The sequence below is a fragment of the Rhodococcus (subgen. Prescottella) equi genome (assembly GCF_003013675.1).
Taxonomy (GTDB): Bacteria; Actinomycetota; Actinomycetes; order Mycobacteriales; family Mycobacteriaceae; genus Prescottella; species Prescottella equi.
Genome location: NZ_CP027793.1, coordinates 3115205 through 3140281 on the forward strand (window position 1 = coordinate 3115205; position 25077 = coordinate 3140281).

Annotated in this window: 21 protein-coding genes; 6 read left to right on the forward strand and 15 right to left on the reverse strand. The window is 68.3% G+C overall.

Features of this window, described 5'->3' with window-relative positions; all coding sequences use genetic code 11:
* Nucleotides 1-138: 138 nt before the first annotated feature.
* Nucleotides 139-1653, reverse strand: a complete 1515-nt coding sequence (locus C7H75_RS14530; protein ID WP_064059199.1) for an MFS transporter — start codon at nt 1651-1653, stop codon at nt 139-141.
* 120 nt (nt 1654-1773) lie between these two features.
* Between C7H75_RS14530 and C7H75_RS14535 the strand changes: the two genes are divergently transcribed.
* Nucleotides 1774-2340, forward strand: coding sequence for a TetR/AcrR family transcriptional regulator (locus C7H75_RS14535; protein ID WP_005512576.1), 567 nt, complete (start codon nt 1774-1776; stop codon nt 2338-2340).
* Here C7H75_RS14535 and ilvA read toward each other — a convergent pair.
* The 3 genes from ilvA to C7H75_RS14550 all read right to left on the reverse strand — a co-directional run bounded on the left by ilvA (nt 2333) and on the right by C7H75_RS14550 (nt 6067).
* Nucleotides 2333-3685, reverse strand: coding sequence for a threonine ammonia-lyase IlvA (gene ilvA, locus C7H75_RS14540; protein WP_084955187.1), 1353 nt, complete (start codon nt 3683-3685; stop codon nt 2333-2335). The two genes, C7H75_RS14535 and ilvA, sit on opposite strands and share 8 nt — an antisense overlap.
* Nucleotides 3686-3758: 73 nt before the next feature.
* Complete coding sequence (locus C7H75_RS14545; protein ID WP_106851507.1) at nt 3759-5534, reverse strand: pyruvate dehydrogenase; 1776 nt, start codon at nt 5532-5534, stop codon at nt 3759-3761.
* A 95-nt stretch (nt 5535-5629) separates the two neighbouring features.
* A complete protein-coding gene (locus C7H75_RS14550) occupies nt 5630-6067 on the reverse strand; it encodes a nitroreductase family deazaflavin-dependent oxidoreductase (RefSeq protein WP_005512572.1) in 438 nt (145 codons plus the stop codon).
* Nucleotides 6068-6230: 163 nt separating this feature from the next.
* Between C7H75_RS14550 and C7H75_RS14555 the strand changes: the two genes are divergently transcribed.
* On the forward strand, nt 6231-6476 hold the full coding sequence (locus C7H75_RS14555) for a hypothetical protein (protein WP_022596502.1): 246 nt from the start codon (nt 6231-6233) through the stop codon (nt 6474-6476).
* A gap of 121 nt (nt 6477-6597) precedes the next feature.
* On the forward strand, nt 6598-7485 hold the full coding sequence (locus tag C7H75_RS14560; RefSeq protein WP_106851508.1) for a DUF5995 family protein: 888 nt from the start codon (nt 6598-6600) through the stop codon (nt 7483-7485).
* Between the two features lie 46 nt (nt 7486-7531).
* Here C7H75_RS14560 and C7H75_RS14565 read toward each other — a convergent pair whose 3' ends face one another.
* From C7H75_RS14565 to rarD, 4 genes are all read right to left on the reverse strand, one after another.
* Nucleotides 7532-8728 (reverse strand): fatty acid desaturase family protein, encoded by a 1197-nt coding sequence (locus C7H75_RS14565; protein ID WP_081181731.1) that lies wholly within the window; start codon nt 8726-8728, stop codon nt 7532-7534.
* 59 nt (nt 8729-8787) lie between these two features.
* Nucleotides 8788-9285, reverse strand: coding sequence for a DUF5994 family protein (locus tag C7H75_RS14570; protein WP_064058715.1), 498 nt, complete (start codon nt 9283-9285; stop codon nt 8788-8790).
* A gap of 216 nt (nt 9286-9501) precedes the next feature.
* Complete coding sequence (gene dnaE / locus C7H75_RS14575; protein ID WP_022596510.1) at nt 9502-13038, reverse strand: DNA polymerase III subunit alpha; 3537 nt, start codon at nt 13036-13038, stop codon at nt 9502-9504.
* A 44-nt stretch (nt 13039-13082) separates the two neighbouring features.
* Nucleotides 13083-14015, reverse strand: coding sequence for an EamA family transporter RarD (gene rarD, locus C7H75_RS14580; protein ID WP_005512567.1), 933 nt, complete (start codon nt 14013-14015; stop codon nt 13083-13085).
* 73 nt (nt 14016-14088) lie between these two features.
* Between rarD and C7H75_RS14585 the strand changes: the two genes are divergently transcribed.
* Nucleotides 14089-15114: an alpha/beta hydrolase gene (locus C7H75_RS14585; protein WP_106851509.1), complete on the forward strand. Its 1026-nt coding sequence runs from the start codon at nt 14089-14091 to the stop codon at nt 15112-15114.
* Between the two features lie 7 nt (nt 15115-15121).
* Here the strand turns inward: C7H75_RS14585 and C7H75_RS14590 are convergent, their stop codons facing one another.
* Genes C7H75_RS14590 through lspA form a run of 4 tightly spaced genes read right to left on the reverse strand, consistent with a single transcriptional unit; the run spans nt 15122 to nt 18017 of the window.
* Nucleotides 15122-15727 (reverse strand): chorismate mutase, encoded by a 606-nt coding sequence (locus C7H75_RS14590; protein WP_233281770.1) that lies wholly within the window; start codon nt 15725-15727, stop codon nt 15122-15124.
* Between the two features lie 58 nt (nt 15728-15785).
* Nucleotides 15786-16460: a hypothetical protein gene (locus C7H75_RS14595; RefSeq protein ID WP_005512564.1), complete on the reverse strand. Its 675-nt coding sequence runs from the start codon at nt 16458-16460 to the stop codon at nt 15786-15788.
* Nucleotide 16461: 1 nt separating this feature from the next.
* Nucleotides 16462-17388: an RluA family pseudouridine synthase gene (locus tag C7H75_RS14600; protein WP_013416350.1), complete on the reverse strand. Its 927-nt coding sequence runs from the start codon at nt 17386-17388 to the stop codon at nt 16462-16464.
* Nucleotides 17385-18017: a signal peptidase II gene (gene lspA, locus C7H75_RS14605; RefSeq protein WP_005512562.1), complete on the reverse strand. Its 633-nt coding sequence runs from the start codon at nt 18015-18017 to the stop codon at nt 17385-17387. Before lspA ends, C7H75_RS14600 begins: the two co-directional genes overlap by 4 nt.
* Nucleotides 18018-18079: 62 nt before the next feature.
* Between lspA and C7H75_RS14610 the strand changes: the two genes are divergently transcribed.
* Together C7H75_RS14610 and C7H75_RS14615 are read left to right on the forward strand one after the other, a co-directional pair.
* Nucleotides 18080-19030, forward strand: a complete 951-nt coding sequence (locus C7H75_RS14610) for a hypothetical protein (protein WP_005512560.1) — start codon at nt 18080-18082, stop codon at nt 19028-19030.
* A complete protein-coding gene (locus C7H75_RS14615; RefSeq protein ID WP_013416351.1) occupies nt 19018-19776 on the forward strand; it encodes a sensor domain-containing protein in 759 nt (252 codons plus the stop codon). Before C7H75_RS14610 ends, C7H75_RS14615 begins: the two co-directional genes overlap by 13 nt.
* An 82-nt stretch (nt 19777-19858) precedes the next feature.
* On the opposite strand, the gene C7H75_RS14620 is transcribed toward C7H75_RS14615, so the two are convergent.
* The 3 genes from C7H75_RS14620 to ileS all read right to left on the reverse strand — a co-directional run bounded on the left by C7H75_RS14620 (nt 19859) and on the right by ileS (nt 25062).
* On the reverse strand, nt 19859-20347 hold the full coding sequence (locus tag C7H75_RS14620; RefSeq protein ID WP_022596520.1) for a WKL family lipoprotein: 489 nt from the start codon (nt 20345-20347) through the stop codon (nt 19859-19861).
* A 140-nt stretch (nt 20348-20487) separates the two neighbouring features.
* Nucleotides 20488-21831, reverse strand: coding sequence for a DNA polymerase IV (locus C7H75_RS14625; protein WP_064058708.1), 1344 nt, complete (start codon nt 21829-21831; stop codon nt 20488-20490).
* 63 nt (nt 21832-21894) lie between these two features.
* The gene (gene ileS, locus C7H75_RS14630; protein ID WP_106851511.1) at nt 21895-25062 is read right to left on the reverse strand and encodes an isoleucine--tRNA ligase; all 3168 of its coding nucleotides are present in this window, start codon (nt 25060-25062) and stop codon (nt 21895-21897) included.
* Between the last annotated feature and the right edge of the window lie 15 nt (nt 25063-25077).

Below are 25077 nucleotides of genomic sequence, written 5' to 3' on the forward strand. Positions count from 1 at the left end.
ACGGACCGGCGCAGGACTGCGGGCTGGCGCCCTACTCTGCTGTGACGCTTGATAATTCCCGTTACTCGTGTGACTCGATGCGCACACGAGAACGACCCGCTCGATCATCAATCGAGCGGGCCGCTGTGGCGTTACGGATCAGCGACGGCCGAGCATGCGCGCCACGAGGATTGCCGTGATCAAGAGCACGATCGCAGTTGCGCCGGCCGCGATGTGCATGCCGTCGACGAAGGCCGCCTGCGCCCCGTCGACGAAGGCCTCGGCTTGCGGCGCCGGCATCCCCTTCGAGACCTCGACGGCGCCACCGAGCGTGCCCTGCGCGACGTGCGCCTGATCGGGGGTGAGTGCCGAGACGTCCATTCCGCGGCGGAAGATCGCCAGTACGACACTGCCGAGGATGGCCACACCCAGCGCCACGCCGAGTTCGTATGCGGTTTCGGAGACCGCGGACGCTGCACCGGCACGTTCCGGCTCCACCGAGCTCACCACCAGATCCGACGTCAACGTCAGCGCCACACCGACACCGGCGCCGGCGAGCACGAATCCGATCACGAAGGCCTGCGGGCCGCTGTCCGGCTGCAGTGCGATCATGACGGCGGCACCGATTGCCGCGATCACCAGACCGATGCTCAGCACCCGGTTGGGCGCCCAGCGGCGGACGAGCCACGCCGCAGCCAGCGAGGCGAACGCACTGACCAGGGTTCCCGGCAGCATCAGCAGTCCGGCCTCGAGCGGCCGGTAGCCGAGCACCAACTGCAGGTACTGCGACCCGAAGAACAGCACGCCGGCGAGCGCGAAGATGGACAGCAGGTTCGTCAGGACGGCCGTCGAGAACGCGGGCCGGGCGAACAGCGTCAGGTCGATCATCGGATCGGCCAGCGTCTTCTGCCGGCGCACGAACGCCCAGCCCGCGGCGAGTCCGACGACACCGACAGCGGTGAGTACCCAACTCGGCCCGTGGACCGCGGTCTCCTTGACCGCGTACACCATCGGCACCATGGCCAGCATCGACAGTCCGGCGCTCACCAGATCGAAGCGGCCCGGGGCCGGATCCTTCGACTCGGGAATCACCAACGGCCCGAGAGCGATGAGACCGATCATGACCGGGATGTTGACGAGGAAGACCGAACCCCACCAGAAGTGCTCGAGCAACCAGCCACCGACCAGCGGTCCGGCCGCCGCGCCGCCACCGGCCATCGCGCCCCACACGCCGATCGCGGTGGTCCGCTGACGAGGGTCGACGAACATCGTGCGGATGAGCCCGAGGGTCGCGGGCATCAGCGTCGCACCCGACACACCCTGGAGCACACGCGCCGCGATCAGCATCTCCGGACTCGACGACCACGCCGCGATCAACGACGCCAGGCCGAAGCCGGCCGCACCGATCAGCAGCAGGCGGCGGCGCCCGATCCGGTCGCCGAGGGTGCCCATCGTCACCAGCAGACCCGCCAGCACGAACGAATAGACGTCGATGATCCACAGCAACTGCGTGCTGCTCGGTTCGAGGTCCTCACTGATGAACGGCAGCGCGAGGTCGAGGACCGTCGCGTCCACCGAGATGAGCAGCACGGCGAACGCGAGCACGACGAGGCCGAGCCAGTCCTTCCGGCTCGCCGTCACGTCGTGCGAATCCCGCACGGTGCCCACAGACATGCTTCCACTCCCACACGAACTGGTTGATGAACAGGAACCGACCGGGGAGTTAACCGTCCAGCCGGTACAGTAGCGAACTCCAGAATAGCAGTCGACCGTCCAGCCGGTACAGTGATTTTCATGGCATCCGACACACGCGATCGCATCCTCGACGCACTCGAGAGCCTTCTCCTGACCCAGGGACTCGCGCAGGTCACCCTCGAGGCGGTGGCGGCGGAGGCAGGCGTCTCCAAGGGCGGTCTGCTCTACCACTTCCCCAGCAAGGAAGCACTCCTGGCCGGGATGGTGCGACGACTCGGCGACCGCTCCGACCAGCAGCTGGCCGACGCCGTCGCCTCCGGGCGGACCGTCTCGGAGATCTATCTGCAATACCCGCCGGCCGAGTCCGCCGACGAGATGACGCTGTATCGGTCGATGCTGGCCGCGATGCGCAGCGCCGACGGCCGGCACGACGAGGTGCAGCAGGCGATCGCCGACGTGATGCGGTCGTGGGACGACGGGCTGCTGGCCGAGATCGACGACCCGGTGCAGGCCGAGATCGTCCGCCTCGTCGGCGACGGCATCTATCTGGCGGCCCTGCTCGGACTCCCGGAATCCGACCCCGATCTGCACCGCCAGGTCGTGAACCGACTACTCGGCACCGACCCGGCGGGCAGAGATCGTTCGGACGAGACGCCCGCTACGTGAGGTAGCGGTACGCCGGCGAGCCCGGCTCGAGCTGCTCGACGACGATGCGCGACGTGCGCATCCGATCGAGCAGATCCGACAGACCGTCGGCCGACCCCAGTTCGATACCCACGAGCGCGGCACCGGTCTCACGGTTGTTGCGCTTGACGTACTCGAACAGCGTGATGTCGTCGTCCGGGCCCAGGACCTCGTCGAGGAACCGGCGCAGCGCGCCCGGCTCCTGGGGGAAATCGACGAGGAAGTAGTGCTTGAGCCCCAGGTGAACCAGCGATCGTTCGAGGATCTCGCCGTAGCGGGACACGTCGTTGTTGCCACCCGAGACGAGACACACTACGGTGCTGCCGGGCGCGACGTCGAGCTGCCCCAGCGCGGTCACCGAGAGCGCCCCGGCAGGCTCGGCGATGATGCCCTCGTTCTGGTAGAGCTGCAGCATCGCGGTGCAGATCGCGCCCTCGTCGACCTGCGTCATGGCGAAGCGCTCGGGTCCGCGCCCCGCACGAGTACCGGCGACCAGGGGCAACGACGCGTGCGAGACGACGCTCGCCCCCAACCCGGAAACCACGGCGTACGGCAGATCGCCGACCCGCTTGACCGCGGCACCGTCCACGAACGGGTCGACCTCGGGCAGCGTGACCGGCCCACCCGCCACCAACGCGGCGGTCATCGACGCGGCACCGGCCGGCTCGACGCCGATGATGGTGGTTTCGGGCGCACGCTCGTGCAGGTAGGTGGCGATACCGGCGATGCAGCCGCCGCCGCCGACCGGCACGACGACACTGTCCGGCGCCTCTCCCAGCTGCTCGAGGATCTCGGCGGCGATGGTGCCCTGACCGGCGGCGGTGCGGGCGTCGTCGAACGGCGGCACCATGGTGGCACCCGTCCGCTCGACATCCGCGGCCGCGGCCGCGGCCGCGGCATCGTAGGTCTCGCCCGTCGGGATCAGTTCGACGAACCCGCCGCCGTGCACCATGATCCGGTCGCGCTTCTGCTTGGGGGTGTTGGCGGGCACGTAGATCCGGCCACTGATCTCCATCGCCCGGCACGCGAACGCGACACCCTGGGCGTGGTTCCCGGCGCTGGCCGCGACCACGCCGGCGGCGCGCTCGGCGTCACTGAGCTGCATGATCAGGTTGTAGGCACCGCGGAGTTTGTACGAGCGCACCACCTGCAGGTCCTCCCGCTTGAGGTAGACCCGGGCTCCGGTCAGCGCCGACAACCGCTCACTGAACTGCAGCGGTGTCGCATCGATAATGTGTGCAATTCGCTCCGCAGCGGCGTCGATCTCGTCCGCGGTGAGCGCGGGCGAGGTTACCTTCAGATCTGCGAGTTCCGGCGAATTAGACACCCATGCATTTTCCCACTACAGGCGGGCAGGCGCGCAACCGCCCCACCGTTCGCCGGACGCGATGTCCGCGCAGTCACCCTCGCGGCGAGAACTGGGACGGTCGCGGTACGTTGCGCAGATTCGACTTGGCCATCTGAACCGCTTCGGCCACACCGCCGTTCATCACCATCTTGGACATGGCCAGTGCGAACCCTCGGACCTGACCGCCGGTGATCGAGGGCGGCAGCGACAGCGCGTTCGGATCGGTCACGATGTCGATCAGAGCGGGTCCGTCGTGCGCGAACGCCTCTCGGAGCCCCGACTCCAGATCGGCAGGATCCTCGATCCGGCGTCCGTAGAGCCCCAAAGCCGTTGCAACAGCGGCATAGTCGACAGAAGGGACATCCACGCCGAAATCGGGCAAACCATCGACGAGCATCTCGAGCTTGACCATGCCGAGGGTGGAGTTGTCGAACACGACGATCTTGATCGGCAGTCGGTACATCGCGACGGTGATCAACTCGCCCAGCAACATCGACAGCCCGCCGTCACCGGACATCGCGACCACCTGCCGACCGGGTTCGGCGAACTGCGCGCCGATCGCATGCGGCAACGCATTGGCCATCGACCCGTGCAACGCCGACGACAGGAACCGGCGACGGCCGTTCGGGTTCAGGTAGCGCGCAGTCCACACGTTGCACATACCGGTGTCGGCGGTGAAGACCGCGTCGTCGGCGGCGATGTCGTCGAGGATCGAGGCGGCGTACTCGGGGTGGATCGGAACGCGCTGTTTCGCGGGTTCGGTGTAGGCACCGACGACCTTCGTCATGAGCTTCTCGTGCCGGTCGAGGGTCTTCTCGAGGAAGGTGCGACTCGACTTGCGGTGCACGAGCGGTTGGAGGGCGCGCAGCACGGAGCGGGTGTCCCCGTGAACGGGGAGGTCGACACCGGTGCGCCGGCCCAGCGTCTGCGCCGCGACGTCGATCTGCGCGGTCCGCACGTCACCGGGCAGGAACTGGTCGTACGGGAAATCGGTGCCCACGAGAATCAGCAGGTCCGCGTCATGGATCCCGTCGTGCGCGGCCCCGTACCCCAGCAGCCCGGTCATGCCGACGTCGAACGGGTTGTCGTACTGGATCCATTCCTTGCCACGCAGCGTGTGACCGATCGGCGCCCCGACGGTGTCGGCGAGGGCGAGAAGTTCGTCCCGGGCACCGCGCACTCCTGCGCCAGCGAAGATCGCGACGGCGGAAGCCTCGTTGACGGCGTCCGCGAGAGCCTGGACGTCCTCGTCCGCCGGAACGAGCGACGGGGTGCCCGTGCGGGCGAGCGGGGGCGCGGTGCCCTCGGCCGGCTCCTCGGCGATATCGCCCGGCAGCGTGATCACGGCGACGCCCGACTGTGCGATCGCGTGCTGTATCGCGCTCTGCACCACCCGCGGGGATTGCGCGGGAGTGCTGATCATCTCGGTGTAGCGCGAGCACTCGACGAACAGCCGGTCCGGGTGGGTCTCCTGGAAGTAGCCCATCCCGATCTGGGTGCTGGGGATGTGGGAGGCGATGGCGAGCACGGGCGCACCCGAGCGGTTCGCGTCGTACAGACCGTTGATCAGGTGCAGGTTGCCCGGTCCACACGATCCCGCGCAGACCGCCAGTTCTCCGGTGACCTGCGCGTCCGCTGCGGCCGCGAAGGCGGCAGCTTCCTCGTGCCGGACGTGGATCCAGTCGATGCCACCCTCAGCCGCCCCGCCTGTTCTGCGGACGGCGTCGACGACCGGGTTGAGACTGTCCCCCACGATGCCGTAGATCCGCCGCACGCCCGCTTCGACGAGTTGGGAAACCAATTGATCTGCAACAGTTTTCGACGCCATCCCAAGCCTCCGGCCACGGTTCCGAGTGTGGTTGTTCCTGCTTCGCAGGCTACTCGGAACCGGGCCCGACGGCTGGGGGACGGCGACACCGCCCGCTACTTCTGGGGGGACAGAACGAAGACCGGGATCTGACGATCGGTGTTCTGCTGGTACTTGGCGTAATCCGGCCACGCCTCGACCGCACGCTCCCACCAGACGGCCTTCTCGTCGCCGGTGACCTCACGCGCGACCATGTCCTGCTTGACGGGGCCGTCCTGCAGTTCGACGCGAGGATCGGCCACGACGTTGTAGTACCAGACCGGGTTCTTCGGGGCACCGCCGAGCGACGCGACGACGGCATACTCGCCGTCGTGCTCGACGCGCATCAGCGGCGTCTTGCGCAGCTTGCCGGACTTGGCACCGACGGTGGTCAGGATGACGACGGGTTTGCCCTCCATCGTCGTTCCCTCGGTTCCGCCCGAGCGTTCGTAGAGGTCGACCTGGTCCGCGGCCCAGGACGAGGGGCTGGGTTCGTATTCACCGGTGAGAGGCATGCCCTCAAGTGAACACCCCACACTTGATCTTGACCACCCGATCGGCCGGACGACGGGATTTCCGTCACACGTCGCAAATTGTTCGTTGCGCCGAACTTCGTGCCGTCGGTAAGCTGAACACACCGGCAGGACGACCCGAAACCACGCGAGAGAGGTGCACGCAATGACCACCGCTGCACTCCCCCGCCGCTCCCGCGGCCGGTCCGGCGCCACCGTCGATCTCGCCGGCACCGCCTGGCCGCTCTACAAGCTCGAAGCCCTCGCCGCGGGACTACTCGTCTTCGTTCTGGTTCTCGCCGTGACACAGGTGCTGCAACCAGCAGTTCTGACGGCGGCGGGCGTGGCCGTCATCGTGTGGTGGGGGCGGCGCGTCATGCTCGCGCGCCAGTCGACGACACCTCTCCGCTGAGCTTCCCGGACCGGTTTCCCGGACCGACCGGGCCCGTCCCCACGCGACGCGGCCGGCGCCGTGACCCCCTCGCGGATCGCTTCGTCCGGCGCGGTCGCCGTCGACGCCCTACGCTCGGGCGATGCGCTCACGCCGATTGCTCGCGCCCCTCGTCGCTGTCGGAGCGGCCTTCACGCTCCTGAACCCCGCTCACGCCTCGGCCGACACCGCGGTGGCCACCGCGTGCGGAACGCCGTTGAGCTCGAACGAGATCGACGCCATCGTCGCTCTGAGCGATACGTCCACTTTGTCCGGCACCGGTCTACCGCGACTCGAGTCCGCGATCGACCGACACCACCGGATCACCGAGATCCTCGTCGACCACCGGGACCGGCGCGGGCTGTTCTCGATCGGGCTGGACGCCGTCGAGTACGAGGCGGTCCTGCCTCTCCAGCGCGACCCGGCCGCGTTGCCGGACCGCACCTGGTCGCCGACCATCAGCTACGACCTGCTGACACGCTATCTGCGCAACCTGCACGCCGAGTTCACCGGCGCCCCGGTCGATCCGGCGTGGTTCCACTACTTCGCCCTGACCCGGCAGTGCGCGCAGAGCCCGGCCCGGGTCGCGATGGCCGGCTACAACGCCCACCTCACCGTCGACCTCGCGCACGCGGTCGACACCAGCGGCACTCGGCCCGAACATGTCCCCGACTTCTATCGGATCGTCGATTCGATTGCACTCGAAGGCGATTCGATCGTGACACTCACCAAGGACCGGTACGGCGCCGACCTCGGACCACTCTGGCGCTTCTACTTCGTGGGTGAGGGCCTCGATCGCCTCGCCGGCAACGACCAACCGTCGCGGACGCTGCTGCGTGCCGCCGACAGCGGCTACAACACCGTCACCCTGGCGAACGGTTTCGCGCTCCAGGACCCGCAGGTGCGTCCGTCCGCCGAACAGGAGATCGACGGCCTCTGGCGAGTGACGGACACTGCCCTGCAGACCCTGTCCGACCTCGGCGGCCTCTGACCGATCGGAGGTTTGCGGGCACCCGGGTCGGATCCACCGCCACCTTCTACCAGGAGGACGTGCTGCGATTTCGTAGTGCCGTCCGTAGCCCACTCCGGCGCGATTCTGCACTCGACGAAGCGGATCGCACACCCGCTCTCGACTGCGCGCGAAACTTCGACTCGGAGGCCGTCTCCGGTGCGTCGTCGGCGGTTGCGACCAACAGGCAGTCCGGGAGTGCCAACTTCAGGATCGTCCGGAATGTCTGCCAGTACTGTCGCGCGAGCGGACCGGTCGTGTACGGCAGATCGTACTTCTCACACAGCGGCCGCACGCGAGCGGCGATCTCGGCGTACCTGTTACTCGGCAGGTCCGGGAAGAGGTGATGCTCGATCTGATAACAGAGGTTGCCGCTCAGGAACGCCAGCACCGGGCCGGCACGAAAGTTCGCGGTCCCGAGCATCTGCCGCAGATACCACTCCGACGATGTCTCCCGCTCCAACTCTTCGAGCGTGAACTTCTCCGCCCCGTCCGGGAAGTGGCCGCAGAAAATCACCAGATACGCCCACACGTTGCGCAACAGGTTCGCGGTAGCGTCTGCGGCGAGCGTCCGTCGCCACCGCCTCCCGCTGAGCGCGGGGAACAGCACGTAGTCCTTCGCCGATTGCCGAGCAATCTTGACCGCGACGGCGCGGACACCGCTGCGTTGGTGGATATCGACGTCATGCACGGCCACCCCCCACTCGAACGTGGCGGCCAACACCAGATTCTGGATCGGTTGCAGCAGGTGTCGAGGACGCCAGCGCTGATCCCTCGTCACCCTCATCACGCCGAAACCGACATCTTCGTCCATACCGACGACATTGGTATACCGATGGTGGACGAAATTGTGGGCGTACTTCCACTGCGTCGATGTGCCGGCCATGTCCCATTCCCAAGTGGTGGAATGGACTTCCGGATCGTTCATCCAGTCCCATTGGCCGTGCGACACGTTGTGCCCGATTTCCATGTTCTCGATCGACTTCGCGACGCCCAGGCCAGCCACGCCGAGGACCCACCCGATCCGCCCGCGACTCAGAGCGAGCAGCAACCGCGACGACGCGTCGAGCGCTCGCTGGAACGCGATGGTGCGTCGGATGTATCGGGCATCGCGCCGACCCCGCGAATCCTCGACATCCCTGCGAATGGTTGTCAGTTCCACTCCCAGCGCCTCGATGTCATCCCTGCTGAGGTGTGCGTACTCGTCGATGTTCGTAATAGCCACCGCGTTACTCCCGTCCTGAGCCGGGCAGGACGCGTCGACATCCGATACGGCGGCCCGTATCAGCGTGCCGACGCTCCACCCTCGCCGTCCCACCGACTTTCCGCGAGCTCACGGTCCGCCCGACTCGTGGCGCGGCGGACGTCGGCCATCAGAAGATCGTCTGCGGTGGTCGCATTGTTCGGCGCGGCGGCACGCATCATGGTCCGATGCGAGTACCCCGGATCGGTTTCCGGCGCCAAGACCAGCAGGGTCAGCCGGTCGCGATTGACTCCGACCACATACACCGTGTTCATCGGCTGGTAGTGGTATCCGTCCAGGCGAACCGAACGACCCAGTGCCACAATTCGATCGGGCGTCCGAAACCAGTTGGCCAGGCTGTAGACCACGCGCTCGATCGGCCCGAGTCGCACCGAGAGCACGGCCAGAAGATCCGGGAGCTCGTCGACGAGACTTCGCGAGTGCGGCCACCACGCACCGTCCACATACCCGGTGCCCGGCGCCTTGGGCTTCAACCTCAAGCGCGGCGTGTACCGCGGACCGTCCACCCCTCGATGCATGGCCGGTCCGGGCCGGGACTCCGCCACTGGCTCGAACTGGGCGCGCTGCAGCGTCATGACGACGCTCCTACCTCGGCCGAGAAATAGGCCGGATCATTTCAATCGACAGGCGACGCAGTCTCGAATGCCCACGTGCGAAATGCCGTCGATACAGTCCAGCCTACGCTCCCACGCGCCGGCGGAGAGAATCGCCGAAGCGTGGACGCGGGTTCCTCGTCAGCCCGCCAGGCAGCTCGGCCCGAGCAGTGCTTTGAGGTCACCCATCAGCGACGACGACGGCTCCACCCGGAGCACCTCGTCCACCTTCCATAGTGTGGTGCCACGCGATCCGATCAGCTTGACGTGCACGTCCGCCGTCCCGGGATGCTTCGACAGCACCTGCCGCAGGGCACCGAGCTTCTCCTTGGTGCACTGGCGCACCGGCAGGCTCACCGACACCGGCTTCGCCACGCCGATCGCCGACAGATCGGGCACCGCGAGATCGTTGGCGATGAGGGACACCCGGTCGTCTCGAATCGACACCCTGGCCTTGACCAGCACGACCGAGTCCTCGACCACGTCCATGCCGTACACCGAGTACGCCTGCGGGAAGAACAGCACCTCGATGCCACCGGAGAGGTCCTCGAGCTGAGCGGACGCCCAGGTCAAGCCGTTCTTGTTGATCCTGCGGTTCACCGACGCGAGGATGCCGCCGACGGTGACCTGGGTCCCGTCCTTGATGTCTCCTTCGAGGATCACCGGGATGGACGTGTCGGACTGCGCCGCCAGCACGTGCTCGACGCCGTTGAGGGGATGACCGGAGACGTACAGGCCCAGCATCTCCCGTTCGAGGGCGAGCTTGTGCTTGGTGTCCCACTCCTCGTCTGGCACCTTGACGTTGAACACCGAGGTGATCGACTCGTCGGCGTCGTCGCCGCCGAACAGGTCGAACTGACCCATCGCTTCGGCCTTCTTGGTGCCCATGACCGCGTCGATCGCGTCGGCGTGCACCAGCATCAGACCCTTTCGTGGATGCCCGAGTGAATCGAATCCGCCTGCCTTGATGAGGGATTCGGTGACCTTCTTGGAGCAGGCGAGCGCGTCGATCTTGTTGAGGTAGTCGGAGAAGTCGGTGAAGCTGCCCTTCTCCTCGCGGGCCGCGATGATCGACCCGACCACGTTGGCGCCCACGTTGCGGACCGCACCGAGGCCGAACCGGATGTCCTCTCCGACGGACGCGAAGTCGACGCGGGATGCGTTCACGTCCGGCGGCAGCACGGTGATGCCCATCTTCCGGCAGTCCGAGAGGTACACCGCGGCCTTGTCCTTGTCGTCACCGACCGAGGTGAGCAGGCCCGCCATGTACTCGGACGGGTAGTTCGCCTTGAGGTAGGCGGTCCAGAACGAGACGAGGCCGTAGCCGGCGGCGTGCGATTTGTTGAACGCGTAGCCGGCGAACGGCAGAACCGTGTCCCACAGTGCCGTGATCGCGGCCTGGGAGAAGCCGTTGGCCTTCATCCCCTCCGCGAAACCGTCGTAGGCCTCGTCGAGGATCTCCTTCTTCTTCTTACCCATCGCTCGGCGGAGCAGGTCTGCCTGTCCGAGCGAGTAGCCGGCCACCTTCTGAGCGATCTGCATGATCTGCTCCTGGTAGACGATCAGACCGAAGGTGTCGGCCAGGATCTCCTTGAGCGGCTCCTCGAGTTCCGGGTGGATCGGCTTCACGTCCTGCCGGCCGTTCTTGCGGTCGGCGTAGTCGTTGTGCGCGTTCATGCCCATCGGGCCCGGGCGGTACAGCGCCAGGACGGCGACGATGTCCTCGAAGCCGGTGGGCTGCATGCGCCGCAGCAGATCGCGCATCGCGCTGCCGTCGAGCTGGAACACGCCGAGCGTGTCGCCCCGCGCGAGCAGTTCGTACGTGGCCGGGTCCTCGAGCGGCAGCGTGTCTAGGTCGATGTCGACGCCGCGGTTGGCCTTGATGTTCTCGATCGCGTCGCCGATGACCGTGAGGTTGCGCAGACCGAGGAAGTCCATCTTGAGCAGACCGATGGCCTCGCACGACGGGTAGTCCCAGCCGGTGATGATCGCGCCGTCCTGCGCGCGCTTCCACACCGGAATCGCGTCGGTGAGCGGCTCCGACGACATGATGACCGCGCAGGCGTGTACGCCTGCGTTGCGGATCAGGCCCTCGAGGCCCTTCGCGGTCTGGTAGATCTTCGCGACGTCCGGATTGGAGTCGATGAGGGCGCGAACCTCGACGGCTTCCTTGTACCGCTCGTGCTCGGGGTCGGTGATACCCGACACCGAGATGTCCTTTGCCATGATCGGCGGCGGCAGCGCCTTGGTGATCTGGTCGGCGATGGCGAAACCGGGCTGGCCGAACTGGACTCGCGCGGAGTCCTTGATGGCGGCCTTGGTCTTGATGGTGCCGAACGTGATGACCTGCGCCACCTTGTCGCTGCCCCACTTGTCGGTGGCGTAGCGGACCATCTCGCCGCGGCGGCGATCGTCGAAGTCGATATCGATATCGGGCATCGACACGCGTTCAGGGTTGAGGAACCGCTCGAACAGCAGCCCGTGCGGGATGGGGTCGATGTTGGTGATACCCATCGCGTACGCGACGAGCGAGCCGGCCGCCGAGCCTCGACCCGGGCCGACCCGGATCCCGACCTCGCGGGCGTGGTTGATGAGGTCGCCGACCACGAGGAAGTAAGCGGGGAAGCCCATCTGGTTGATGACGCCGATCTCGTACTCGGCACGCTCGATGTACTCGCGCGGCGGCCCGGCCGGGAAACGCCGGTCGAGGCCCCGCATGACCTCCTTGTGCAGCCAGCTCGCCTGCGTCTCGCCCTCGGGCACCGGGAAGATCGGCATCCGGTCTCGGTGCTGCCACACGTCCTCGTACGGCTGCACTCGCTCGCCGATGAGCACGGAGTTGTCGCACGCGCCGGGAACCTCGGAGTCCCAGATCGCCCGCATCTCCTCGGCCGACTTGAGGTAGTAGCCGTCCCCGTCGAACTTGAAGCGGGTGGGGTCCGAGAGCGTCTTACCGGTCTGGATGCACAGCAGTGCCTCGTGGTTCTCGGCGGCGTCCTTGGTGACGTAGTGGCAGTCGTTCGTCGCGAGCGGCGGGATCCCGAGCTGTCGGCCGATCGAGAGCAGGCCCTCCCGGACGCGGCGCTCGATGGACAGCCCGTGGTCCATCAGCTCGAGGAAGAAGTTGTCCTTGCCCCAGATCTCCTGCCATTTCGCGGCGGCCTCGAGCGCCTCGCGGTCGTGGCCGAGCCGCAACCGGGTCTGGATCTCGCCCGACGGGCAGCCGGTGGTGGCGATGATGCCCTCGGCGTGGGTGGCGATCAGCTCCTCGTCCATGCGCGGCCACTTGCCGAGCTGGCCCTCGATCGACGCGAGCGACGACAGCTTGAACAGGTTCCGCAGACCGGTCGAGTTCTCGGCGACCATCGTCATGTGGGTATACGCGCCGCTGCCGGAGACGTCGTCCGACTTCTGGCTCGGGTCGCCCCACAGCACGCGCTTGGTGTTGAACCGCGACTCGGGCGCGACGTACGCCTCGATGCCGATGATCGGCTTGATGCCGTGCTTCTTGGCCGAGTTGTAGAACTCGCTGGCGCCGTACATGTTGCCGTGGTCGGTCATGCCGACCGCGGTCATGCCGAGGCGTTCGGCTTCCTTGAACAGCGGGCCGACTTTTGCCGCACCGTCGAGCATCGAGTACTCGGTGTGGTTGTGCAGGTGAACGAACGAGTCAGCCACGCGTGCCTCTCTGTAATTCGGTAGATCCCAGGCAAGCCCAGAGTCTATGCCCTGTCACCGACGGTCTCGGGCAGCCGTGACCCGGCCCTGCGCGTCCGCCGTGCACGAGCCAGTGCGTCCGTGGTGAATACCACCAGGGCGACCCAGATCAGGGCGAATCCGACCCACCTCGACGGTGGCATCACCTCGTGCATCACGACCACTCCCCAGACCATCTGCAGGGCCGGGGTCAGGTACTGCAACAGGCCCAGCGTCGTGAGGGGAATGCGCTGCGCGGCGAGGCCGAACAGCAACAGAGGCGCCGCCGTGACCGGTCCGGCCGCGACGAGCAGCAGGCTGTGGCCCACGCCGTTACCGAGGAACGACCCGGTGCCGGAGACCAGGAGAACGACGAGGTAGACGATCGCGAACGGCGCCGCGACCAGACCCTCGGCCGTCAGACTCGTGCGCGGATCCAGCGGGACCACCTTCTTGACGACCCCGTACAGCGCGAACGACAGCGCCAGAGTCAGTGCGACGACCGGTGGCCGGCCGTAGTCGACGGTGATGATCACCACGGCGATCGCTGCCAGGACCAGTGCCGCGATCTGGGCGGCACGGATCTTCTCGCGGAAGACGAGCACCCCGATCAGCACGCTGACGAGCGGGTTGACGAAATAGCCGAGAGCGGCCTCGACGACATTGCCGGAGACGACCGCGTAGATGTAGACGCCCCAGTTGACGGCGATCGCGACGGTGGCCGCCGTCACGAGCCCCCACGTCCTCGCGGACAGGCCGCGCAGCGATCCCAGCTTGCCGAGGACGAGCAGGACGGCGAGCATCAGCAGGACTGTCCACACCATCCGGTGCGCCAGCACCTCGAGGGAACCGGCGGGGTCGAGGAGACCGAAGAAGATCGGGAACATTCCCCAGATCAGGTACGCGCCGAACCCGGCCGCCAGTCCGGTGGAATCCTCGGTTCTACCCTGCGGTGTCACGTATGCCGACGATAGCCCTCCGGCTACTGTGACTCGTCACACGCCGAATCCCCCGAGCCAGGAGGACTGCACCTTGACGATCGGTGACCGGACGCTCCGACGGATCCTGGGCGCGGCCGGCCTGCTCGCCGGCAGCGTCGTCGCGTTCGCCGCCGGCCCGTGGCCCGGGGCGCTGGTCGTGCGCACCGTGTTCGGCCGGGACGCGCGCAGGACGACGGAAGCCCTGCGCAAGCACGCTCCCGGAGGAGTCGCGTCGATCACCGCGCAGCGGTACCGGGCGGGCGACGACGACGCCCACCTCGACGTGTACTTCCCCGCCGAATCGGGAGGCGCCACGCACGCCCTGCCCACGGTGATCTGGACCCACGGCGGCGCCTGGATCTCGGGGCACCGGACGAACTGCGCGACCTACTACGAGCTCATCGCCGCGGCGGGCTTCACCGTCGTCTCGCTCGACTACTCCCTCGGACCGCGCCACCGGTACCCGACGGCCGTCGAGCAGTTGCGCGACGCCCACGCCTACATCCTCGCGAATGCCGAACGCCTGCACGTCGATCCGGACCGAATCGTCCTGGCCGGTGACTCGGCCGGCGCCCAGTTGACGAGCCAGCTCGCGACGATGGCCACCGACGCCGCCTACGCCCGCGCGATCGGGATCGAGTCGGCGCTGCGACCCGAGCAACTGCGCGGCGTCGTCCTCAACTGCGGCATCTACGAGGTGACCGACATGGTCGGCGGCCCCGGCATCCTGGGCTGGGGCACCTCCGAGTCGATCTGGGCCTACACCGGCACCAAAGACGTCGCGAACTCGCGCGCCGTCGCCGAGATGTCGACGCTGCGCCACGTCACTGCGGACTTTCCGCCTACCTACATCTCGGGCGGCAATGCGGACGGGCTCACCGAGAAGCAGTCGAAGGCGCTCGCGGTGAAGCTCACCGATCTCGGCGTCGACGTGACGGCCCTCTTCTACCCGGACGACCACGAACCGCCGCTGGCACACGAGTACCAGTTCGACCTCGACAACGCCGACGGCCGGCACGCACTGGATCGGACGATCGAGTTCCTGCGAAAGCACACCGGCGACGCCCCGGTGGACTGACGAGCCGTCAGCCGGAGACCGCGCCGCACACCGACCGCAGCGCCCGCACCAGACCGGCCAGATGCAGCACGTCCGGTCGCTCCGCGCCGACGACTTCGGCCGCACCGGCGACGAGGTCCGACAGGCACCGCGGATCGGCCAGTACGTCCTTCTCCTCACCGGTCCGCGTCACGATCTCGGCGTTCAGGCGATCCAGCACAGGCCGCACCGCTGCGAGGTCGGGCCGCGGCTCGGGCACCGCCTGTGGCACGACGTCCCAGTACGCGAACAGGCCGCGCTGCACGTCCTTGCTCGCCTCGATCTGATCGCGGAAGATCTGCGTGACCCGGGCCGGGTCGAGGCCCTGGCCCCGCGCCTGCTCGGCGACCGCACGGAGCACATCGGCCTCGCGTGCCGGGTCGTCGATCGGCTTGCCGGTCCCCCACTTGGCCGCCGCGACCGCATCGGCGATCGCCAGGCGTTCGGAGAGCGCGGAGATCAACGGGACCAGGTCCGAGCTCGGCGCCGCCGACGACGACTCGGCCGCAGCCGTCGCCGTCCCCACCGACGACATTGCGGCACCTACGGCGAGCACCACCGTCAACGCTCGTATCGACATGGATTTCCTCGGCATTGCGACATTGTGCCGCCGCCCCCACGCGGGTGGTCGGATTCGACCGAGGGCGGGCGCGTCAGCCGAGGGCGGGCACCGGGCCGTCGTCCGGCCCCGGAACGACAGAGGTGGACTGCGTCGGCAGCAGTGGGTTGACCGAGAACGCCCCCGCGATCGCGTCGGCGGGCAGGGCCTCCACCGCCCGCACCCCCGGGACCGCCGCGAGCGCGCGCAACCGGTCCAGCGAGCCCCGCACCGTCGCGCCCACGACGCACGCACAGTCCGCGGACAATCGGCTCGCCGAGTAGGCCGCGATCTGGGCACCGCGATCGTTCCCGACGGCTCCGGCCTGTAGACGTGCCGCCGCGACCGACGGCGCGCGGTGCACCGCGACATCGTTGGCGGGGACCGGTACCGCGACGATCGGTGTCTGGACTCGATCGACAGGGACCCGGAAGAGCACCTGGGACACCCGCACGTCCGGCGTGTCGGTCAGCAACTGCGAGGTTGTCACCGGGGCGTCGAACGACACCAGCGCCCACCGTGGCCCGGCGTCGGCGGAGTCCGCGGCAGAGGCGTCGGTGAGCGAGGCAGCGGCCCGCGCCAGGTACTCCGCGACCAGTTCACCCGATTCGGGACCGAGTGCATCGGTCCCGACACGCCCCGGCTGCGGCGGATTCGCCACCCCCAGGCCCACCACGACAGCCGCCAGCGCGACCGTCGCGGCGACGGCCGGCCACGTGCGCGAACTCATCTCACGCGCCCCGCAGGACTCCGAGCGCGTGCTGCAGGTCCTTCGGGTAGTCGCTCGTGATCTCGACCCAGTGCCCGTCGGCCGGATGCGCGAATCCCAGCGAGCGGGCATGTAGCCACTGCCGCTCCAGTCCCAGCCGCTCCGCCAGGCGCGGGTCGGCACCGTACGTGAGGTCACCGCAGCACGGGTGGCGCAGCGCCGAGAAGTGGACACGGATCTGGTGCGTGCGGCCCGTCTCGAGGTGGATGTCGAGCAGACTGGCCGCCTGGAACGCCTCGACCGTGTCGTAGTGCGTGACGCTGGGCTTGCCGTCCGCCGTCACCGCGAACTTCCAGTCGTTGCTGCGGTGGCGACCGATGGGCGCGTCGATCGTGCCGCTGCTCGGATCCGGGTGTCCCTGCACCAGTGCGTGATACCGCTTGTCGATGGTGCGCTGCTTGAAGGCGCGCTTGAGGACGGTGTAGGCGCGCTCGGACGTCGCCACGACCATCACGCCGGACGTGCCGACGTCGAGGCGGTGCACGATGCCCTGGCGCTCGTGCGCACCCGACGTCGAGATGCGGAACCCGGCGGCCGCGAGGCCACCGATCACCGTCGGCCCGGTCCAGCCGACGCTCGCGTGCGCCGCGACACCCACAGGCTTGTCGACCGCGACGATGTCGTCGTCGGCGTAGAGGATCTCCATGCCCTCCACCGGCTCGGCCTCGATGGTGAGCGGGCGAGGCGGCTCGGGCAACTCCACCTCGAGCCAGGTGCCGGCCGAGAGCCGATCCGACTTGCCGGCGGCGGCGCCGTCGACCAGCACCGCGCCCTCCTCGGTGAGGGTGGCCACGGCGGTCCGCGAAAGCCCGAGGAGCCGCGCGAGGCCGGCGTCGACCCGCATGCCGTCGAGCCCGTCGGGCACCGGCATCGATCGTGTCTCCCTCATTCCGCATCTCCCTTCCGCGAGACCTTGTCGCCACTGGGTTCGATGCCGAACAACGTGAGCGCAACCAACAGGACGGCGCCGCAGACGATCGACGAGTCCGCGACGTTGAAGACCGGCCACCAGCCGACCGAGACGAAGTCCACGACGTGACCCTGGAGCGGACCCGGCGAACGGAATATCCGGTCGATCAGGTTGCCCAGCGCACCGCCGAGAACGAGACCGAGGCCCAGGGCCCACCACGGCGAGCGCAGGGTCCGCCCGATCCGGATGACACCGATCACGACACCGACCGCGACGAGCGTCAACAGCCAGGTCATTCCCGTCGCCATCGAGAACGCGGCACCGGGATTGCGGATGAGGGTCAGGGTGACCGTGTCGCCGATGATGCGGACCGGATCCCTCGGGTCGATCAACGCGACCGCCAACACCTTCGTCAGCAGGTCCAGCGCGAGCACGACGACCGCGATGACCACGAGCATCCGCATGCGCCGAGGGCGTGCCGCCACGGTGCCGGAGCCGGAATCGGCGGGCGGCACGGAGGCGTCACCGGGGTCGGGGACGGGTGGATCGGGAATCGGTTCACCTTTCACGGCGGCGTCGTCGCTGTCGGTGCGGTCGTCACTCACCACGCCATCATCCCTTACGCGGGAGACAGACCGGTCATGCCACCCGCGCCGACTAACCTGTTGGCGTGCCAGTTGCGTCGAAAGTCTTCCGTTCGGGAACCGCGGTCGTCGCGGCCACCCTCTCCCTCACTCTCCTCGCCGCGTGCGGCAACGGCGGCGAGGCTGCGCCCGTGAGCCCCGACGCGGTCGGGGCCGCCTCCGACGAGGTCACCGTGCCGGTGACGGCCGCGACGACCGAGATCGTCGACGCCGGCGCCGAACCGCGATCGGTGGTCCGGTTCCGGCCCGCGCAGGGCACGCGCCAGGAAGCACAGCTGGTCACGACTGCGACGGTGATGCAGCAGATCGACGAGCAGGCCGTCCAGGACGTCTCGACGCCTGCCCTGACCATGCCGCTGACCGCACTCGTGACGCAGGGCGCATCCGACAGCACACCGGCGACGACCGTGGACCTCACGCTCGGCGAACTGAGCACACCCGACCCGGACGTCGACGAGGTACTCGCCCCGGCGACCGGCTCGCACGCGGGGTTCACGATGAACCTGTCCGGCGCCGTCACCGCACTGCGCCTGCGCCCCGACCCCGACGCCCAGAACAAGGCGCGGGCCATGATCGAGCAGGCGTTCTACCAGGCGGTGTATCGGACGGTCGCGTTCCCGGAACAAGCGATCGGCGTGGGCGCCGAATGGAGGATCCGCCAGCAGGTGATGGGCGCGATCGCCGTCGACCAGGTGACGACCGCCAAGCTGGTCGCACGGGACGGCGACCGTCTCACCATCGACGTGCAGGTGGAGCAGACGCCCACCACGGCGCTCTTCCAACTGCCCAACGGGGCCGGGGCGCTGGACGTCGACTCCTTCGCCCTCCGTGGGTCCGGCAATGTGGTGGTCGACCTGAGCGTGCCGCTGCCGGTCGCCGGATCGATCACCGCCGAGGGCAGCCAGTCCTTCAGCGATCCGACCGACACGATGCACCTGCGCCAGACCACGAGCGAGCGGGTCGAATGGAACGGCTGACGCGCGTGGTCGTCACGGCCGCTGCCATCGCGCTGGCCGGCGGGCTGGTGGCATGCGGATCGTCCGACCCGGAACCCGGATCGTCGACCGACGCCTCGCCGTCGGTGCCGTCGGATCTCGGTCCGGCCGTGACCGCGCCCGCTGCGCCCGGCGCGGGTCCGATCACCGACCCGGCCGCGCTGCGGGCCGCGCTTCTCGCCGCGCCCGACCTACCGGTGGGGTTCGTCGCACTACCCGCCGCCGAGAGCCCGGGCGAGACGACCGGCGCCGGCACTGCGCCGCCGACGACCAACCCCACCCGGTGCGCGAACGTGCTCGACACGGTCGCCCGCCAGGCTCGCGGTGCGGTCGCCGACGCCGAGTCGAACTTCTCCGGGCCCGACTTCACGAGTATCGACATCGATGCCGCGAGCTACCCGGGAAGCGGTGCGGCCGAAGCTTTCTCGACGATCCAGGCCACAGCGCGGCAGTGCACCACCTACTCCGGCACCGACGGCGAGGGCGTCGGGGTCGACTACCGCGTCGAACCGCTCGCGACTCCCGCTGTCGGTGACGCGTCCACGGGAATCCGGCTGATCACCACGAGCGACGGATTCTCCCTGGTGTCCGACGCCGTGCTCACGGTCGTGGACTCGACCGTCGTACAGGTGGTCGCGACGGGACCCGAACCGATCGACGCCGGGGTTCTCGCGGGCCTCGCCCGCAGTTCCGCCGAGCGGATCCACGCGGCGGCGCCGACGCGCTGAGCCCGGAACCGACCGGGACCGAACACGCCGATGCCGTCGTCACCCGGGGTGACGACGGCATCGGCGCAGGGACCGTGAGCGCTTACGCGGGGCAGGCCGGCGAGGAGAGCTGAGCCATGGTGACGAGCTGGCAGGCGTAAGACTTCGACATCTTCCAGACGCCGTCCTCGGCGACGAAGTCGACCGTGGCCGGGTTGTTCTGGCCGTTGATGACGAGCTCCACACCGGCGGTGACGGTGTCGTCACCGGTGGGGGTCACGTCGACGACGTTGATCGTGGCGCCGGCATCCTTGGCGGCCTTGGCGACCTGGTTGATCAGCTCGGGATCGGCCTCGGCGCCCTGGACGAGCTGCGCCTTCTGCTCGACCGGCACGCTCTCGTCGAATGCGGTGGCCAGAGCGGCGTTGAGCTCGGCGGCCGTCGGCGGTGCGAGCGTCGGCGTGGCCGCCGCGGTCGTCGTGGTCTGCTGCGCCGTGGTGCGCTCGGTGCTTCCGCTGTCGTCCGAGCAGGCCGTCATGGTCAGAGCAGCGGCGATCGCCACACCAGCGATGGTCATCTTCCGGAGCTTCAAGTGCTTGTCCTTTACATTCTCGGTCGAACACATTCTCGGGTCGAACACGATTCGGGTTTGGCCGGGATGCGGACGACGATAACCGCCCACCCCAGCTGTCACGTACGTTCACAGCAACAATACCGGCGGTGAGGACGACCTCACGCCAGGCTGTCGATCACGTCCGCGACGACCAGATCACAATCGGTGTCATCGAATGTACGTGACGGCCCCCGCCCCGTGCTGCGCGTCTCGAACCGGACCGTCACCACACCGTGGCCCGCGCCCTGCACCCAGCCGTGCCCGTACTCCGGGTGCGAGACGTCCATGCCGGGCCGCCAGCGGACCGTCGTGTCGGAGCCGTCCTCGGCGATGGCGTCGGCCTCGGCTACGTCGTCCTCGGCGGGCACTGCCTGATCGAGCTCCGGGAACAGCGAACCCTGGCTCACCGCCGACAGGCCCCCGAACCCCACTCCGACGAGGCGGATCGGACCGAGCTCGAGCGGATCGATCACCTGCCGTTGCGCTGTCGCGGTGAGGATCTGCAGATCGGTCGTCGCGTACGGCAGCGTGAGCGATCTCGTGACGATGCTCATGTCCGACTTACGGAGCTTGAGCACGACGGTGCGGGCAGCGCGCCCGTCCCGGTCCAGGCGACGGTGCGCGGCCGCGGCACTCGCGTCCACCGCACGGCGCAGCCCGGCCAGCGTGACGATGTCCTCGGCGTACGTGGTCTCGGCACTGACCTGCTTGGCGTCGGCGCGTTCGGCGACCGGCCTGTCGTCGATCCCCCGGGCGAGCCGGTGCAGGCTCGGCCCGTTCGTTCCGCCGAGCACCGACACCACTTCGGCGTCGGGAAGCGCGGCGAGAGCGCCGATCGTGTCGATGCCGAGCCGCTTGAGTTTCTCCTCCGCCACGGGCCCCACTCCCCACAGCTTGCGCACCGGCAGCGCACTCATCAACTGCTGCTGGACATCCGGGGACACGACGGTGACGCCGTTGGGCTTGGCGAGCCCCGACGCGATCTTGGCCACCTGCTTACCGGCGCCGGCGCCGATGGACGCGACCAGTCCGGTCTCGGCCAGCACGAGGGCCCGCAACTCCTCGCAGTAGCGTTCCACCTCCGCCTTGCCCACGCCCGCCAACTCGGCCGGCTCACCGAACGCCTCGTCCATCGAAAGCTGTTCCAGCACCGGCATCCTCACGCGCAGCGCATCGAACACCTGACGGCTGACGTGCCCGTACAAGGAACCGCGCGGCGGCAGCACGACAGCGGCGGGGCCGACCAACCGTCGCGCCTGGTGCATCGGCATCGCCGAATGCGCCCCGAACACCCGAGCCTCGTAGCTGGCACCGGCCACCACTCCCCGACCGCCCAGCCCGCCCACGAGGACCGGACGGCCGCGCAACGTGGGACGGGTCAGTTGCTCGACGGACGCGAAGAACGCGTCCATGTCGAGGTGCAGGACCCACCGGCGGCTGCGGGTGGGGTCGGCGGAAACCATGTCTGAAAACTACGCCGGGCGGACGACAGGAATTTCGTCGTCCGCCCGGGGCGCCTCGTCCGGTCAGGCCTTGACGATCACGGCGCGCACACCCTCGCCGAGATCGACGACCGCGTCTCCGCTGACGGCACCGAGCTCGAGCGACGTCGCGAGGATCTCCCCCGCGATCAGCTCGCGGTGCCGAGCGGCCCACTCCAGCCGGTCCACCGGGACCTCCAGCGTGACCGAGATGCGGTCGGAGACGTCGAGTCCCGCGCTGCGGCGGGCGTCCTGCAACTCGCGGATGCGGTCCTTGGCCCAGCCCTCGGCCTCGAGCTCCTCGGTCACCCGCGAGTCCAGCACGACCAGGCCGGCGCCGTCCGGCAGTGCCGCCGTCGACTCGGGCTCGGCCGCGACCAGACGCTGGGTGTACTCGGACGGCAGCAGGTCGATGCCCGCGGCGCTGACGACGCCGTCGGTCTCGGTCCAGTCGCCGGCCTTGACCGCCTTGATGACGGTCTGCACGTCCTTGCCCAGACGCGGACCCGCGGCGCGCGCGTTGACGACGAGCTCGAAGCGGCCGTGCACGTCCACGTCGTCGGTGAGGTCGACCTTCTTGACGTTGACCTCGTCGGCGATCAGACCCAGGTACGGCCGCATCTTCTCGGCGTCCGGCGCCGCGACCGTCACCTCGGGCAGCGGCAGGCGCACGCGCAGGTTCTGTGCCTTGCGCAGTCCGAGCACCGTCGAGCAGACGCTACGGACGTCGTCCATCGCGGCGACCAGCTCGGCGTCGGCCGGCAGCTCGGTCTCGGTCGGCCAGTCGGTCAGGTGCACCGACCGCCCACCGGTCAGCCCGCGCCAGATCACCTCGGACGCCATGGGCAGCAGCGGCGCCGCGAGCCGTGTGACCACCTCGAGCACGGTGTGCAGCGTGTCGATCGCGTCGCGGTCCTCGTCCCAGAACCGGCTGCGCGAGCGGCGCACGTACCAGTTGGTGAGCGCGTCGCAGAACGTGCGCAGCTCGTCGCACGCTCCAGCGATGTCGGTCACGTCGAGCGCCTCGGTGATCGCGTTCCGCGTGGCCGCCAGCTTGGCGAGGATGTACTTGTCGAGCACGTTCGGCGAATCGGTGCGCCACTGGCCGGGCTTGGACGCGTACAGCTGCAGGAAGCTCCACGCATTCCACAGCGGCAGCAACGCCTGGCGGACACCCTCACGGATGCCCTGTTCGGTGACGATCAGGTTGCCGCCGCGCAGGATCGGCGACGACATCAGGAACCACCGCATGGCGTCCGAGCCGTCGCGGTCGAAGACCTCCTTGACGTCCGGGTAGTTGCCCTTGGACTTGCTCATCTTGAGACCGTCGTCGCCGAGGACGATGCCGTGCGCCGCAACGCATTTGAAAGCCGGGCGGTCGAACAGCGCGGTCGCCAACACGTGCAGCGTGTAGAACCAGCCGCGGGTCTGGCCGTTGTACTCGACGATGAAGTCGCCCGGGTAGTGCGAGTCGAACCAGTCCCGGTTCTCGAACGGGTAGTGCACCTGCGCGTACGGCATCGAGCCCGACTCGAACCAGCAGTCCAGCACCTCGGGCACGCGACGCATCATCGACTTGCCGGTCGGGTCGTCCGGGTTGGGGCGGACCAGCTCGTCGATCATCGGCCGGTGCAGGTCGGTCGGGCGGACACCGAAGTCCGCCTCCAGTTGGTCGAGCGAACCGTAGACGTCGACTCGCGGGTACGACGGATCGTCCGACACCCACACCGGGATCGGGCTGCCCCAGTAACGGTTACGGCTGATGTTCCAGTCGCGGGCGCCCTCGAGCCACTTGCCGAACTGGCCGTCGCGGATGTGCTCCGGCACCCAGGTGATCTCCTGGTTGAGTTCGACCATGCGATCGCGGAACTTGGTGACGGCCACGAACCACGACGGCACCGCCATGTAGATCAGCGGCTGGCCCGAACGCCAACTGTGCGGGTACGAGTGCTCGATCGTCTCGTGCCGCAGCAGCTTCCCGGCGGCCTTGAGGTCCTTGATGATGACCGGGTTCGCATCAAAAACCTGCACACCTTCGTAATCCGGGACCATCGAGGTGAACTTGCCGCCCGGATCCAGCGGCTGCACGATCTCGATGCCGTTGGCCGTCGCGCACTCCATGTCCTCTTCACCGAATGCCGGCGCGAGGTGCACCACGCCGGTACCGGAGTCGGTGGTGACGTAGTCGGCGGACAGCACGCGGTGCGCTTCCTCGTGTCCCTTGCCGGGGCCGTGGAAGAAGTCGAACGGGGGAACGTACTTCAGCCCCACCAGGTCGCGGCCCTTGTACTCGCCGAGCACCTCGGGCGCCTCACCGAGTTCGCGCGCGTAGTGCCCCACCCGCGCGGCGGCCAGCACGTAACGCTTGCCCGCGCCTTCAGACCCTGCCGCCCGCACCTGCACGTAGTCGACATCCGGATGGACCGCGATCGCGAGGTTGGACGGCAGCGTCCACGGCGTGGTGGTCCAGATCAGTGCGTTCGCGCCGTCGAGCGGCGAGCCGGGCGCGGTGAGCAGCATGTCGACGGTGACCGCGGGGTCCTGACGCATCTTGTAGGCGTCGTCGAGCCGGGTCTCCTGGTTCGACAGCGGCGTCTGCTCGTACCAGCTGTACGGCAGGACGCGGAAGCCCTGGTAGATCAGGCCCTTGTCGTACAACTCCTTGAAGGCCCACATGACGGACTCCATGAAGTCCAGATCGAGGGTCTTGTAGTCGTTGTCGAAGTCGACCCAGCGGGCCTGACGGGTGACGTAGTCACGCCACTCGTCGGTGTAGCGCAGGACGGACTGCTTGCAGTAGGCGTTGAACTCGGCGAGGCCCATCGCGTCGATCTGCGACTTGTCCTTGATACCGAGCTGCTTCTCCGCCTCGAGCTCGGCGGGCAGGCCGTGGCAGTCCCAGCCGAAACGGCGGTCGACCTTCTTGCCACGCATGGTCTGGAAACGCGGGACGACGTCCTTGACGTAACCGGTGAGCAGGTGCCCGTAGTGCGGCAGGCCGTTGGCGAACGGCGGGCCGTCGTAGAAGACGAAATCCTCGGCACCGTCGCGATTCTCGATGCTGGCGCGGAAGGTGTCGTCCGCCGCCCAGGCCGCGAGCACCTTCTGCTCGAGGTCCGGGAAGGAGACGGATCCGGTGGCGCGTCCGCCGACGATGTCGACGCGCGGGTACCCGTCGTTCGTCCGGGGAGAGGTGGATTCGTTACTGGTCACCGTTTGGCTCCTCGT

What these genes read in the sequence shown, in the direction of transcription:
- C7H75_RS14600 (WP_013416350.1), bottom strand. Translation starts at nt 17,388, where the DNA reads ATGAGGGAGACACGATCGATGCCGGTGCCCGACGGGCTCGACGGCATG.
- C7H75_RS14545 (WP_106851507.1), bottom strand. Translation starts at nt 5,534, where the DNA reads ATGGCGTCGAAAACTGTTGCAGATCAATTGGTTTCCCAACTCGTCGAA.
- C7H75_RS14590 (WP_233281770.1), bottom strand. Translation starts at nt 15,727, where the DNA reads ATGCCGAGGAAATCCATGTCGATACGAGCGTTGACGGTGGTGCTCGCC.
- C7H75_RS14555 (WP_022596502.1), top strand. Translation starts at nt 6,231, where the DNA reads ATGACCACCGCTGCACTCCCCCGCCGCTCCCGCGGCCGGTCCGGCGCC.
- C7H75_RS14595 (WP_005512564.1), bottom strand. Translation starts at nt 16,460, where the DNA reads ATGAGTTCGCGCACGTGGCCGGCCGTCGCCGCGACGGTCGCGCTGGCG.
- C7H75_RS14615 (WP_013416351.1), top strand. Translation starts at nt 19,018, where the DNA reads ATGGAACGGCTGACGCGCGTGGTCGTCACGGCCGCTGCCATCGCGCTG.
- C7H75_RS14550 (WP_005512572.1), bottom strand. Translation starts at nt 6,067, where the DNA reads ATGCCTCTCACCGGTGAATACGAACCCAGCCCCTCGTCCTGGGCCGCG.
- C7H75_RS14560 (WP_106851508.1), top strand. Translation starts at nt 6,598, where the DNA reads ATGCGCTCACGCCGATTGCTCGCGCCCCTCGTCGCTGTCGGAGCGGCC.
- C7H75_RS14570 (WP_064058715.1), bottom strand. Translation starts at nt 9,285, where the DNA reads ATGCATCGAGGGGTGGACGGTCCGCGGTACACGCCGCGCTTGAGGTTG.
- C7H75_RS14535 (WP_005512576.1), top strand. Translation starts at nt 1,774, where the DNA reads ATGGCATCCGACACACGCGATCGCATCCTCGACGCACTCGAGAGCCTT.
- C7H75_RS14530 (WP_064059199.1), bottom strand. Translation starts at nt 1,653, where the DNA reads ATGTCTGTGGGCACCGTGCGGGATTCGCACGACGTGACGGCGAGCCGG.
- C7H75_RS14625 (WP_064058708.1), bottom strand. Translation starts at nt 21,831, where the DNA reads ATGGTTTCCGCCGACCCCACCCGCAGCCGCCGGTGGGTCCTGCACCTC.